The organism is Larsenimonas suaedae (assembly GCF_023712105.1).
GTDB lineage: Bacteria > Pseudomonadota > Gammaproteobacteria > Pseudomonadales > Halomonadaceae > Larsenimonas > Larsenimonas suaedae.
In genome coordinates this window covers 122,172-134,915 of the sequence record NZ_JAMLJI010000001.1, presented here as the reverse complement: position 1 = coordinate 134,915, position 12,744 = coordinate 122,172, and the positions used below count along the sequence as shown (strand labels likewise).

The 12,744-nt window shown below is 59.2% G+C and carries 16 protein-coding genes; 6 read left to right on the top strand and 10 right to left on the bottom strand.

What is annotated here, in order from left to right; genetic code table 11:
- Nucleotides 1–54: 54 nt before the first annotated feature.
- A complete protein-coding gene (locus NAT49_RS00635) occupies nt 55–813 on the bottom strand; it encodes a Nif3-like dinuclear metal center hexameric protein (protein ID WP_251589554.1) in 759 nt (252 codons plus the stop codon).
- Between the two features lie 87 nt (nt 814–900).
- Between NAT49_RS00635 and NAT49_RS00630 the strand changes: the two genes are divergently transcribed.
- Complete coding sequence (locus tag NAT49_RS00630; RefSeq protein WP_251589552.1) at nt 901–2,142, top strand: S1C family serine protease; 1,242 nt, start codon at nt 901–903, stop codon at nt 2,140–2,142.
- Nucleotides 2,143–2,226: 84 nt separating this feature from the next.
- Here the strand turns inward: NAT49_RS00630 and hisD are convergent, their stop codons facing one another.
- The 9 genes from hisD to NAT49_RS00585 form a co-directional block, all read right to left on the bottom strand.
- Nucleotides 2,227–3,540, bottom strand: coding sequence for a histidinol dehydrogenase (gene hisD, locus NAT49_RS00625; protein WP_251589550.1), 1,314 nt, complete (start codon nt 3,538–3,540; stop codon nt 2,227–2,229).
- Entirely contained in the window at nt 3,537–4,199 is a 663-nt protein-coding gene (gene hisG, locus NAT49_RS00620; protein WP_251589548.1) for an ATP phosphoribosyltransferase, read from the bottom strand. The genes hisD and hisG overlap by 4 nt, the downstream gene beginning before the upstream one ends.
- A 44-nt stretch (nt 4,200–4,243) precedes the next feature.
- Entirely contained in the window at nt 4,244–5,503 is a 1,260-nt protein-coding gene (gene murA / locus NAT49_RS00615; RefSeq protein ID WP_251589546.1) for a UDP-N-acetylglucosamine 1-carboxyvinyltransferase, read from the bottom strand.
- A 39-nt stretch (nt 5,504–5,542) separates the two neighbouring features.
- On the bottom strand, nt 5,543–5,779 hold the full coding sequence (locus NAT49_RS00610; RefSeq protein WP_251589545.1) for a BolA family protein: 237 nt from the start codon (nt 5,777–5,779) through the stop codon (nt 5,543–5,545).
- A 109-nt stretch (nt 5,780–5,888) separates the two neighbouring features.
- Entirely contained in the window at nt 5,889–6,221 is a 333-nt protein-coding gene (locus NAT49_RS00605) for an STAS domain-containing protein (protein WP_251589544.1), read from the bottom strand.
- The gene (locus NAT49_RS00600) at nt 6,214–6,858 is read right to left on the bottom strand and encodes an MlaC/ttg2D family ABC transporter substrate-binding protein (RefSeq protein WP_251589543.1); all 645 of its coding nucleotides are present in this window, start codon (nt 6,856–6,858) and stop codon (nt 6,214–6,216) included. Before NAT49_RS00600 ends, NAT49_RS00605 begins: the two co-directional genes overlap by 8 nt.
- Nucleotides 6,859–6,899: 41 nt before the next feature.
- A complete protein-coding gene (gene mlaD, locus NAT49_RS00595; RefSeq protein WP_251589542.1) occupies nt 6,900–7,364 on the bottom strand; it encodes an outer membrane lipid asymmetry maintenance protein MlaD in 465 nt (154 codons plus the stop codon).
- Nucleotides 7,364–8,137 carry a lipid asymmetry maintenance ABC transporter permease subunit MlaE gene (mlaE, locus tag NAT49_RS00590; RefSeq protein ID WP_374708798.1) on the bottom strand — a complete coding sequence of 258 codons (774 nt, stop codon included), beginning with the start codon at nt 8,135–8,137 and terminating at the stop codon, nt 7,364–7,366. Before mlaE ends, mlaD begins: the two co-directional genes overlap by 1 nt.
- The gene (locus NAT49_RS00585) at nt 8,137–8,964 is read right to left on the bottom strand and encodes an ABC transporter ATP-binding protein (protein ID WP_251589540.1); all 828 of its coding nucleotides are present in this window, start codon (nt 8,962–8,964) and stop codon (nt 8,137–8,139) included. The genes mlaE and NAT49_RS00585 overlap by 1 nt, the downstream gene beginning before the upstream one ends.
- 185 nt (nt 8,965–9,149) lie before the next feature.
- Here NAT49_RS00585 and NAT49_RS00580 point away from each other — a divergent pair, with 185 nt between their 5' ends.
- From NAT49_RS00580 to lptB, 5 genes are read left to right on the top strand one after another with little or no spacing between them, the layout of a single operon-like run.
- Nucleotides 9,150–10,133: a KpsF/GutQ family sugar-phosphate isomerase gene (locus NAT49_RS00580; RefSeq protein WP_251589539.1), complete on the top strand. Its 984-nt coding sequence runs from the start codon at nt 9,150–9,152 to the stop codon at nt 10,131–10,133.
- Between the two features lie 23 nt (nt 10,134–10,156).
- Nucleotides 10,157–10,747: a KdsC family phosphatase gene (locus NAT49_RS00575; protein ID WP_251589538.1), complete on the top strand. Its 591-nt coding sequence runs from the start codon at nt 10,157–10,159 to the stop codon at nt 10,745–10,747.
- A gap of 3 nt (nt 10,748–10,750) precedes the next feature.
- A complete protein-coding gene (lptC, locus tag NAT49_RS00570) occupies nt 10,751–11,326 on the top strand; it encodes an LPS export ABC transporter periplasmic protein LptC (RefSeq protein WP_251589536.1) in 576 nt (191 codons plus the stop codon).
- Nucleotides 11,327–11,349: 23 nt separating this feature from the next.
- On the top strand, nt 11,350–11,910 hold the full coding sequence (gene lptA / locus NAT49_RS00565) for a lipopolysaccharide transport periplasmic protein LptA (protein ID WP_251589533.1): 561 nt from the start codon (nt 11,350–11,352) through the stop codon (nt 11,908–11,910).
- Nucleotides 11,907–12,641 (top strand): LPS export ABC transporter ATP-binding protein, encoded by a 735-nt coding sequence (gene lptB / locus NAT49_RS00560; RefSeq protein WP_251589531.1) that lies wholly within the window; start codon nt 11,907–11,909, stop codon nt 12,639–12,641. The genes lptA and lptB overlap by 4 nt, the downstream gene beginning before the upstream one ends.
- Nucleotides 12,642–12,744: the final 103 nt, after the last annotated feature.

The following is a 12,744-nucleotide window of genomic DNA, read 5'->3' as shown; positions in this document are numbered from 1 at the left end:
CGCGGGCAATGAAAAAGCCGCCTACCAGGGCGGCTTTTTTATAGAACGACCCGCTTAGACCGGATTGTCGATGTCCACGAACCGGAACTCGATGTCGGCACGCTCGGAAAGCCAATCACCCAACGCCTGAACCCCGCACCGCTCGGTTGCGTGATGGCCTGCCGAAAAGTAACTGATGCCCTCCTCGCGCGCGATGTGCGTCGTGCGTTCTGAAATCTCGCCGGACACGAACGCATCAACACCTGCCGCGCGCGCAGCCTCGATCATGTCCTGCGCACCGCCGGTGCACCAGGCAATACGCTCGATTGGCCGATCATGGCCCTGAATCATCAAAGGCCTCCGCTCAAGCACATCCCCCATGTGCTGAGTCAGTGCGTCATGGGTCATCGGCGTCGACAGCGTGCCTTCGTATAAAAGCCCCTGCCCGACCGGCCCATCGAGTACGCCAGTAACCGTCCACCCCATCAGCTGCCCAAGCTGCGCATTGTTGCCAAGACTTGGGTGGGCATCGAGCGGCAGATGGTACGCCAGCACATTGATGTCGTGGGCCAGTAGCTTGGCCAGACGCCGACGCTTCATGCCGGTCACCTGGGCCGGCTCGTTTTTCCAGAAATACCCATGATGCACGAGCACCGCATCGGCCTGCCAGGCAATAGCCTCATCGATCAGCGCCTCGCACGCGGTTACGCCCCCCATGATGCGCCCGATACGCTCACGACCTTCGACCTGAAGTCCATTGACCGTATAATCCTTGAACCGACTCGGCGTCAGCTCATCATCGAGCATGTGAATCAGCGTGTTGCGATCGATCATCTTCCCTCCGGGCTGACGTGAAATGATACACTTCGCAGTATATCGATCTGATTTGGCCCCGACGACTCGCGACACAGGATCCCCTTCATGCGCCAATACCTTGCCGCACTGTTCTGGCCCATCATTAGCGGCGTCCTGTTAGCGGTGGTCATTCTTAACTACCTTCCCTCACAGCCCGACTCGGCGCCATCCTCGAACGCATCGACGGCGCCTCAAAGCGAGCTACCGACAAGGCCTGACCCCGCGCTGCCTCCGCCTGCGGAGCGCGACGCGCCGGATACGCGCACCGCCGAGCCACTGACGCGCACCCAGGGCCAACCCAGCTATTCCGACGCCGTCGAGCGCGCGGCTCCGGCCGTGGTCAACATCTACTCGTCAAAGATTGTCGAGAACAAGTCCAAGGAAGACTTATCCAACCCGATCATCGACCGCTTTTTCGGCAAGGGCACCTCGGCGCGCCAACGCATGCTATCAAGCCTAGGCTCAGGCGTGGTGGTCAGTGAGCAGGGCTATATCCTGACCAATAACCACGTCATCGAAGGCGCCGACGAAATTCAAGTGGCGTTGCGCGATGGCCGCGAAACCATTGCTCACGTCATCGGTGCCGACCCGGACACCGACCTCGCGGTTCTCAAGATTGACCTTGACGATCTACCCGTCGCCTCCCTGGCGGCCGAGCATGACATTCGAGTCGGCGATGTGGCGCTTGCCATCGGCAACCCCTACGGCGTCGGACAAACCGTCACCATGGGCATCGTCAGCGCCCTCGGCCGTAATCATCTGGGCCTGAACGCCTATGAAGACTTCATTCAAACCGATGCCGCCATCAACCCCGGCAACTCCGGCGGCGCACTGATCAACGCAGAAGGCGCCGTCATCGGGATCAACACCGCAATTTTCTCCCGAACCGGTGGCTCACAGGGCATTGGCTTTGCCATTCCCATTTCGTCGGCTCAACGCATCCTCGACGACCTGGTCACTCAGGGACGGGTCATTCGGGGCTGGCTCGGCATCGAGGCGCGCGAAGTTTCCCCTCGCCTGGCGCATGCCTCGAACCTCAATGTTCCGAAAGCCATCATGGTGTCGAAAGTGATCAAAAACGGCCCTGCCGACAAGGCCGGCATCAAGGCCGGTGATATTCTGATCGCCATCAACGACAAGCCCTTGATGGATGCGCAAGCCGCAATGATGGACATCGCCAACGTCAATCCCGGGCAGGCGGTGCCCGTCTCCCTGTATAGAGACGGCAAGGAAATGACGGTCTCGATCAAGGCCGCCGAACGCCCGGCCGGCCAACCCACCATTCAGACGCCATCAAACAAGAAATAACGCCTGCAACCAAAAAGGCGGCCCAAGGCCGCCTTTTTGGTGATCCACCAGGTAACGCTTGCTACCCGACGACGTTTTCAAGCATCACGATTTCAACCGATTTTCTGCAGCGCGGGCATGCGCCGTAAGCGACTCACCACGAGCAAGCACAGAGGCAACGCGACCGAGACGATCGGCGCCCTCGGCCGAGCACTGAATCAGTGACGAGCGCTTTTGAAAATCGTAGACGCCAAGCGGTGAGGAGAAACGCGCGGTCCCGGACGTCGGAAGCACGTGATTGGGCCCCGCACAGTAGTCACCAAGCACTTCCGCGGTGTAGGTACCCATGAAAATGGCGCCAGCGTGACGCACCTGATCGAGCCAGGCATCCGGTTGAGCGACCGAAAGCTCAAGGTGTTCAGGCGCGATGCGATTGATCAATGTAACGGCCTCGGCGGCACTTTCGACACGAATCAGGGCGCCCCGTTTTTCGAGTGACGCACGAATGATGGCCTCACGCTCCATGGTCGGCAGCAAACGCTCGATGCTTTCAAGCACTTCATCAAGATGGGCATCGTCCCAGGCAACCAGAATCGCCTGGGCATCCTCATCGTGCTCGGCCTGGGAAAAGAGATCCATCGCCAACCAGTCAGCGGGCGTAGTGCCGTCCGATATGACCAGAATTTCCGAGGGCCCGGCGATCATGTCGATCCCGACCTGTCCGAACACGGCGCGCTTGGCAGTTGCGACATAGATATTGCCCGGCCCGACGATCTTGTCCACTCGTGGCACGCTCTCGGTTCCATAGGCAAGCGCTGCCACGGCCTGCGCACCGCCGATCGTGAACACGCGCGTAACGCCTGCAACGAACGCGGCCGCGAGCACCAGCTCATTGAGCACGCCATCCGGCGTCGGTACCACCATGACGATGTCGTCGACGCCAGCCACATGCGCCGGCACAACGTTCATGAGCACCGACGAGGGATAGGCTGCCTTGCCGCCCGGAACGTACACGCCGACGCGGTCCAGCGGCGTCACTTTCTGTCCGAGCATGGTGCCGTCGGCCTCGGTGTACTGCCAGGACGTCGGCTTTTGGTGCTCGTGATAGGCACGAATGCGCTCGGCCGCCTGGTCCAGCGCGTCGCGTTGATCGTCACTGATCGCGTGATACGCCTCTTCGAGGCGGGCTCGACCGAGCGTCAATTCGCTCATGGCGCTGACGGACAGCCGGTCAAATCGACCGGTAAACTCGATAAGCGCGTCATCGCCCCGCGCTCGAACCTCGCTTAAAATATCGTCGACCCGAGTTTGAACCTCGCGATCGGACACTCCTTCCCACGCCAAAAGCGTATCAAGGGCCTGATCGAAATCCACGCTCGACGCGCTGAGGCGTGCGATGGTTTGGCTTGCCTGGGTCATGAAACCGACTCCTCCTTCGCGCGCCGGGCAGATGACACCGCCTCGCGCAGACGTTCGATCAACGGTTTTATCCGCTCGTGCTGCATGGTCATGGACGCCTTGTTGACCACAAGGCGCGTACTTATGTCAGCGATCAGCTCACGCGGGGCCATGCCATTGGCTTTCAAGGTATTGCCGGTATCGACGATATCGACGATTTCGTCGGCCAGGTTCATGAGCGGCGCAAGTTCCATCGCCCCGTAGAGCTTGATCACTTCCGCCTGAATGCCCTGAGAGGCGTAATAATCCCGCGCGATATTGACGAATTTGGTCGCAACGCGCCGCCGAGCACGCCGCGGCGGCTCTCCGACAATACCGGCGGTCATCAGCCGGCAGTGCGATATGTCCAGATCCAGCGGTTCATAGAGCCCGTTTCCGCCGTGCTCCATCAGAACATCCTTACCCGCGACGCCAAGGTCGGCTGCGCCCAATTGAACGTAGGTCGGTACATCCGTCGCCCGGATCACGACCACCCGAACGTCTGGGTGATTGGTCTCAAACAGCAGCTTGCGGCTTTTGCTCAAATCTTCGAGCGGCTCGATGCCGGCCTGCGCCAGAAGCGGCAGCGTCTCTTCGAGAATACGCCCCTTGGACAGGGCAATGGTCAACGGTGTGTTCATAACCTCACTATGCGATCTCGAGCTATCGTCCATCGTATTAGGCCTTAACCGGGGACACGGCGGATGCGCGCGCCCAACATCTGGAGTTTTTCTTCGATGCATTCATAACCACGGTCGATGTGGTAGATGCGATCCACCACAGTCTCGCCGCTTGCGACCATGGCCGCAATCACAAGGCTTGCCGACGCCCTGAGGTCTGTTGCCATCACCGGGGCGCCGGAAAGTGCCTCGCCCCCGGTAATGATGGCGGTGTTGCCTTCAAGCGCGATGTCAGCCCCCATCCGGACGATTTCCTGAACGTGCATGAACCGGTTTTCGAAAATGGTTTCCGTGACATGACCGACACCTTCCGCCACGGCGTTAAGCGCCACGAACTGCGCCTGCATGTCGGTCGGAAACGCCGGATACGGCGCCGTTCGAACACTGACGGCCCTGGGCCGCTGCCCGTTCATGTCGAGCGTAATGAACCCGTCACCGGTCTCGATGTGCGCCCCGGTCTCTTCAAGCTTGAGCAGAACGGACTCAAGGATGTCGGCTCGCGTGTTTCGAACCTTGACCCGACCACGCGTGGCCGCCGCCGCAACCAGAAATGTACCGGTTTCGATACGATCAGGCATGACGTCGTAGTGACACCCATGAAGCTCTGGCTGCCCTTCGATCGTGATGGTGCCTGTGCCGTGGCCGGTAATACGTGCGCCCATGGCAATCAGGCATTCGGCCAGATCGACCACCTCCGGCTCACGCGCGGCGTTTTCCAGTACGGTGGTCCCGTCGGCAAGCGCCGCCGCCATCAGTAGGTTCTCGGTGCCGGTCACGGTGACCGTATCGAGGATGATGTGCGCGCCCTTGAGACGCCCCTCGGTTCGCGCCCGAATGTAGCCCTGCTCGACACGGATATCGGCCCCCATGGCCTGCAAGCCGCGGATGTGCAGGTCAACAGGGCGCGTGCCGATCGCACAGCCGCCCGGCAGTGAGACATCGGCCTGGCCGTAGTGCGCAAGAAGCGGACCCAGCACCAGAATCGATGCCCGCATTTTCTTGACCAGATCGTAAGGGGCGTGGCAATCCCGCACCGCTCCACCCAGCTGAATGGACATCTTTTCGCCCATTACCGGCTCGACCCCCATTCGCCCCAGAAGCTCGAGTGTGGTCGTGATGTCCTGCAGGTGAGGCAGGTTACCGATCGTGATTGGCTCCTTGGTCAGAAGCGTCGCCGCGAGAATCGGCAGGGCCGAGTTCTTGGCACCCGACGCCCAGACCTCGCCGTTAAGCGGCACACCACCGCTGATGATCAATTTATCCATGCAAGAAATGCGCTCTAGAACGTTCGATAATCACGCCTTTTAGGCGTTGGCCCACTGTTCGGGGGTATAGGTACGGATCGTGATCGCGTGCAGTGCACCACTGGCGATTTCCTCGGAAAGCGCTCCGTAGATCAACTGCTGGCTCTTGACCCGGTTAAGATGGGCAAACCGTTCACCGATCGCGGTGACCTGAAAGTTGCACCCCTCCCCCTGAATCACGAATTCGCACTCGTCGATGCGCTCTTCCAGCCGCGCCTTGACTTCAGTTGGCTGCATGATCACTCCTTGCTCGTCGCGTTTAAAATCACGTCATCATAAATGAAAAGATGGCCTGAGTGCGATGCACCCAGACCATCAATTGTACCTCGCCGCTCGGCGCCAACGACTATTCGAACGCGTCGAACACATCCGTCAGCGCCGTGACTTCGGCAAGCCCCTTGAGCGTCGGCGAAAGCCGAATACGGGCAACATCGATGTTTCGGCTCTGACAGGTGCGAAGCCATTCCAGCAGCACTGAAATCGTTGCACTGCTGGTGTTGGCGACCTCGCTTGCATCGAGCGTCAGGGCATCAGTTGCTGTCCGACGCTCCAGAAACTGGATGCCGATACGACGCAGCTCCGAGGCATGATCGAACCCCGGGCGCCCGGCAATGACCAGCCGGTCATCGCCGGTTGCCTCGAGTGAGACGTCGTCTTCATCGAACAGCCGTTCACTCATTGCCGCTGCCGTCTTCCAGATCGACGTTCGGCGACCACTGCTCGATGACCTGGTCGATGTCGCGGTTGTTGTCACGCATCGCCTGATCAAACTGATTGCGGAAGGTCAGGCCCAGGTTGATGCCATTGACGACGACGTTTACGACCTTCCATTGCCCGTCACGCTGCTTGAGGGTGTAGGACACGGGATAGGTCTTGCCCTTGGTCGAGACCACGTTCATATCGACGTTGGCCTGATCTTCATAGCGCTGGGTGTTCTGATTTTCCGGTACCGACAGCGTCTTGTAGTCAAACGTCACCAGCCCTTTCGCGTAGGTGTCGATAAGCGTCTGCTTGAAGACATCAGCAAATCGGCTGCGCTGTTCCGGGCTTGCCGCACGGAAGTATTTACCCATGACGCTTGCACCGACGTAGCGAAAATCAACGATCGGGCTGACCGTTTCATCCACCAGCTGCTTCAGTTCGTCTTCGTGCTGCTGATAGTAGCCCTGCTTCTTGTCGAGCTTGCTCATCAACGCCTTGGCGTTGTCACGAATGATCGTTTCCGGGTCTTGAGCCGCACTTGCGTTCATGCTGAACAGCACGCCCATGCACGCCATGAACACGATCAGAATGCGAGAAACCATTGCCTTATGCATTATCCTCTCCTTGTAAACATCCGATGCGCCGGTCGACCGACTCATTCCTTGCTGAAGTTAGACACCAGTTGCTGGATCAGCTCTTCCAGCACCAGGGCCTGCTGAGTGTCCTTGATGGTATCACCGTCTTTCAACATGTCCGGCGAGCCCCCGGGCGTCAGCCCGATGTACTGCTCACCGAGCAGTCCCGACGTCAGAATCGACGCCGTGGTGTCCTGTGAAAGCTTGTCCTTGAGGTCATCGGTTACCGACATCGTGACTCGGGCATCGAACCACTTGGGATCCAGCTCGATGCTGGTGACCCTACCCACGGTGACCCCGGCCATGGTCACTTTCGAGCGCTCCTTCAATCCACCGATGTTGCTGAAGTTGGCATTGAGCGTGTACGTATCGCCACCGCGCGAAAACGACAGCCCACTGACCTGAAGACCAAGAAATACCAGCCCCAGAAACCCGGCCAGAACGAACACACCAACACCACATTCAAGCCATCTACTGCGCTTCATCAAAACTCTCCAAACATCAAGGCAGTGAGAATGAAGTCCATCCCGAGCACTGCCAGAGAACCATAGACCACGGTGCGGGTCGTGGCCCGAGAAATACCTTCGGAGGTCGGCTCCAGATCATAGCCCTGAAACACGGCGATCCAGGTGACCACGATCGCAAACACGACGCTCTTGACCATGCCGTTCAAAATGTCGTCGGTGAACAGCACACTGTTTTGCATCGTGCTCCAGAACGACCCGGAATAGACGCCCAGCCAATCGACGCCCACCAGATACCCCCCGAAAATGCCGACCACGCTGAAAAAGACCGTCAATACCGGCAGGGAGATGAATCCGGCCCAAAGCCTCGGCGCGATGACGCGCTTCAATGGATCGACCCCGATCATTTCCATGCTGGTGAGCTGCTCGGTCGCCTTCATCAAACCGATTTCCGCGGTCAGAGCCGAACCTGCGCGCCCTGCAAAGAGCAGAGCAGTCACGACAGGCGCCAACTCGCGCAGAAGCGACAGCGCCACCATCTGACCAAGCGCCTCCTCGGCACTGAAATCGACCAGCACTACATACCCTTGAAGGGCCAGTACCATACCGATGAACACCCCGGAGACGATCACGATCGGAAGCGACAGCACGCCCACGAAATGAATCTGGCGCAGAAGCAGCCCCGGCCCGTTTTGAAGCGGAAGCCTGAGGCCCATCACCAGAAAGATCACCGAGCGCCCGAGCGCCTCGAGCACGTTGATCGTGCCGCGTCCGAGCGCCGCCAGTTGATTGATCACGACGTCCTCTCCTTTAAGCCGCTACCCCGAAGTATATCGTCGGCAAAATCAACGTCCGTCGGATAATGAAACGGAACCGGACCATCCGGCTCGCCGTGCACGAACTGGCTGACTCGCGGATCGGAGGCCTTGCCAAGCTCCTCGGGCGACCCTTTCGCCATGACCCGCCCGTCGGAAATGACGTAGACGTAATCCGCGATCGAAAGTGTCTCCTTGATGTCGTGCGAGACCACGATGGCGGTCATGTTGAAGGCCTGATTGAGCTGGCGTATCAGCTTGACCAGCACCCCCATCGAGATCGGATCCTGACCGACGAAGGGCTCGTCATACATGATCAGATCGGGGTCGAGTGACAGCGCACGCGCAAGCGCCACGCGCCGGGTCATGCCTCCGGAAAGCTCTGAGGGCATCAGGGCACGTGCGCCACGCAGCCCTACCGCCTGCAGCTTGATCAAGGCCAGATCGCGAATCATGGTTTCCGGCAGGTTCGTGTGAACCCGGATAGGAAACGCCACATTTTCAAACACGGACAGATCCGAAAAGAGCGCGCCGCTTTGAAACAGCATCCCCATGCGTCGGCGCATGCGAAAAAGCTCCGACCGAGACAACCGGTGCACATCCTTATTGGCAATGTGCACCCGACCCCGATCAGGGGCGAGCTGACCACCGATCAACTTCAAAAGCGTGGTCTTGCCCGTCCCGCTTGGCCCCATGATCGCGGTGATCTTGCCCTTGGGAACAACGAGGTCGACCCCTGAAAAGATCTGGCGACCACTGCGCGAGAAATGCAAATCCTCTACTTCAACAAGATTCGAGTCGTTCATGGACTCCCAAACTGCCGTCAATGATAATTATCGAACATCGTATCCTAACCCCCTACGCAAGGGCCAGTGTTCAAACGCATGCAAGGGCATCGAGGTTGCACTTGCCAACGCTCCTTCGTTTAATACCCTAGGTGCGCACGCGGCCAAAACGCCAGCGTGCATTTACTCATGGTCATGGATTTGAAATGCCAAAGCCACTTGCACAATTTTCGTTCATCAAAAGCGCACACCGTACGCTCGACCTTGAACAGCGCGCCCTGGGCCAGTTGATCGAGAAGCTCGACACCCGATTCGACACGCTCTGTCAGCGGCTTCTGGCCTGCGAGGGACGCATCGTGGTAACAGGAATGGGAAAATCCGGCCATATCGCGCACAAGATGGCAGCCACGCTTGCAAGTACGGGCACACCCGCCTTTTTCATGCACCCGGCCGAGGCAAGCCATGGCGATCTTGGCATGCTGACGCCGCACGATGTGCTTCTGGCGCTGTCGAATTCAGGGGAAACGCATGAAATTACCGCCCTGCTGCCGGTTTTAAAGCGCCGCAACATTCCGATGCTTGCACTGACCGGCCGGGATGATTCCACGCTTGCAAGACACGCCGACATCCACCTCAATGTGGGCGTCGATCAGGAAGCTTGCCCGTTGAATCTTGCACCAACCTCGTCAACGACAGCAGCCCTTGCCATGGGCGACGCCATTGCCATTGCACTGCTCGAGGCCCGCGGCTTTAGCGCCGAGGATTTCGCTCTCTCTCATCCAGGTGGCAGTCTCGGCAAACGACTTCTCCTGACGGTTGATGATGTGATGCGCAAGGGCGATCAACTGCCGCTGGTTCGATCGGGCACGATGCTTTCCGAGGCGCTGGGCGAGATATCACGCAAGGGGCTCGGGTTTACCTGCATCATTGATGAGAACGAAATCCTGGTTGGTGTATATACCGATGGTGACCTGCGTCGCACCATCGATCAGCACGACTCGCTGCGCACGCTGACGATCGACGACGTCATGACCGTCGGCGGCTATACGGTGCACGCAGGCCTTCTCGCTGCCGAAGCTCTCAATATTCTCGAGCAGCACCGAATTTCAGCACTTGCAGTGATCGATGACAGTGACCGGCCCATCGGGGTGCTCCACATGCACGACCTACTGACGCATGGCGTCGTTTAACCCACTCAAAGGCTCCCTATTTCATGACGCCAAGCACACCCAACCGGCCTTCGGCGACACTGCCGCTCTCTGACCGACAACGCGCCCGCGCACGCTCGGTTCAGCTTCTCGCCCTTGATGTCGATGGCGTCTTGAGCGATGGCCGACTGTACTACGACGCCAATGGCGTCGAAGCCAAGGCCTTTCATACCCAGGATGGCGTCGGCATCAAGATGCTGCTCGCACTCGGCATCGAGGTCGCCATTATTACCGGACGCACCTCCCCGATGGTCGAGCGACGGGTGGGAGAGCTTGGCATCAAACACCTCATCATGGGCCGAGATGATAAGTGGCAGGCCCTGAGCGCCCTTGCCAGTGACCTGGCCCTTGGCCCTGAAGAACTGGCCTACTGCGGTGATGACCTGCCGGACCTTGAAGCGATCATGAAGTCGGGCCTTGGTGTGAGCGTGCCCAATGCACCGACCTACATTCAGGAAAACGCCGATGTCGTCACTCAGCGGGCAGGCGGTTATGGCGCCGTTCGCGAGCTGTGTGAACTGATCGTTGACGCCAAGGGCCAGTGGCCCGAGACCATGCGCCGCTACCTTGCAACCGACGACACGCCGAAGGAGTAACGAATGGGATCTCTGCTCTCACGCATCACGCCGAAAGTCTGGCTGTTTCTGGTACTGATCGTTGTTGGCGGTGTCATGGCCCTGATCGAGCAGCGCGATCAGTTCACGGCGGTCGGCCCAGCGCCCACCAGCGATAATGGCGAACCGGATTATTACCTCGAAGGCGTGACCTTTACCCGCTTCAATACCGAAGGCGCTCCCTACCAGGTTTTGAAATCTCCGCGGCTGACTCATACGCCGAACGACGACATCACCCGCGCCGTCACCCCGGAGCTCGAATGGACCAACGACCAGAACAAGACCTGGCTCGGCAGCGCCGAACGCGGCCGCGTGGAAGGTAGCGGGTCACGCATCACCCTCGACGGCAAGGCGCGACTGCACCAGCCAAGCAGCGACTGGACCCTGTCGACCCAGACCATCCATTACACCCAACATGACAGCCATGCCTGGAGCGATGATCGCTCGACCTTTACTCGAGGCCAGGAAAAAACCGTCGCCAACCGCTTTGATGCCTGGATCGACAAGAATCAGGCCACACTCAATGGCAACGTCACAGGCTCGTACCCTCCGACCCGATAACCGCGCTTTAAAAGGACAGCTCGATGATCACCAGACGACTAAGCACCCTGGCCGTTATTTCAGCCTGCTCACTGATGGCTGCCAGCGCCTGGGCACTGCCATCGGATGCCAGACAGCCCATCCACGTGAGCGCCGATCAGCTCAAGCTCGACGACAGTGCCGGCACCGCTATCTACACCGGCAACGTCGACATGACCCAGGGGTCGATGAAGCTCGAAGCGCATCGGGTCGACATCAAGCGCGGCAGCAACGGTGAAGTCTCAAGCGTCACGGCCCGCGGACAAGGGACGCGCGCGTACCTGGAACAAAAGCCAAATCAGCAGGACGCCAAGGTTCAAGGCTGGGGCGACACCGTGATCTATCACGCCGCCTCGCGCCGGGTCGAACTCATCGGCAATGCCAAGCTGATTCAGGCACCCGACACCTTCAACGGTGCCTACGTCGAGTACTTTCTGGACAAGCGACAGGTCAATGCCCGTGGTAGCCGCTCAAACGCGAACCAGAACCAGAACCAGAACCAGGCCAAGGACGGTCGCGTTGAAATGACGCTGACCCCCAACAGCAGTGCGAGTAACGACCAGTGAGCAGCTTAAAAACCCTTTCCGTGGCCAACCTTGCGAAAAGCTTCAAGGGCCGCCGCGTCGTGCACGACATCAGCATGTCGATCTCTCAGGGCGAAATCGTCGGTCTGCTTGGCCCCAATGGCGCGGGTAAAACGACCTCGTTTTATATGATCGTCGGCCTGATCCAATCCGACGCCGGGACCATCGCCATTGATGACCATGACCTCTCCCGGCTCGCGATGCACAAGCGCGCCCGGGCAGGCATCGGTTATCTACCGCAGGAAGCCTCGATCTTTCGAAAGCTGAGCGTTGCCAACAATATTCTGGCCATTCTTGAAACCCGCAAGGACCTGGATCGCAAGGCACGTCTCGCTCGTCTTGAAGAACTTCTGAACGAGTTCAACGTCACCCACATTCGGGACAACATGGGCATGGCCCTCTCCGGCGGCGAACGTCGCCGGGTCGAGATCGCGCGAGCGCTTGCCACAGAGCCCGACTTCATCCTGCTCGACGAACCCTTTGCAGGCGTCGATCCGATCTCGGTTGGCGACATCAAAAGCATCATCCGCCAGCTGAAGGCGCGCGGTATTGGCGTCTTGATCACTGACCACAACGTGCGTGAAACCCTCGATATCTGCGACAACGCCTACATCGTGGGCGACGGTCAGATCATCGCTGAAGGCGACGCCCAGGCCATACTGGCCAATCAACATGTGCGTGATGTCTACCTGGGCCACGAATTCAAGCTTTGATCCAACGCATCGACAGCACCCTTGAGTTTTTGGCATGATTCTTGCTGGCGGCGCGCCTTTGGCTTGCAAGGCGCCAAGTGCGCCGATAGCGTAACGCCCGATT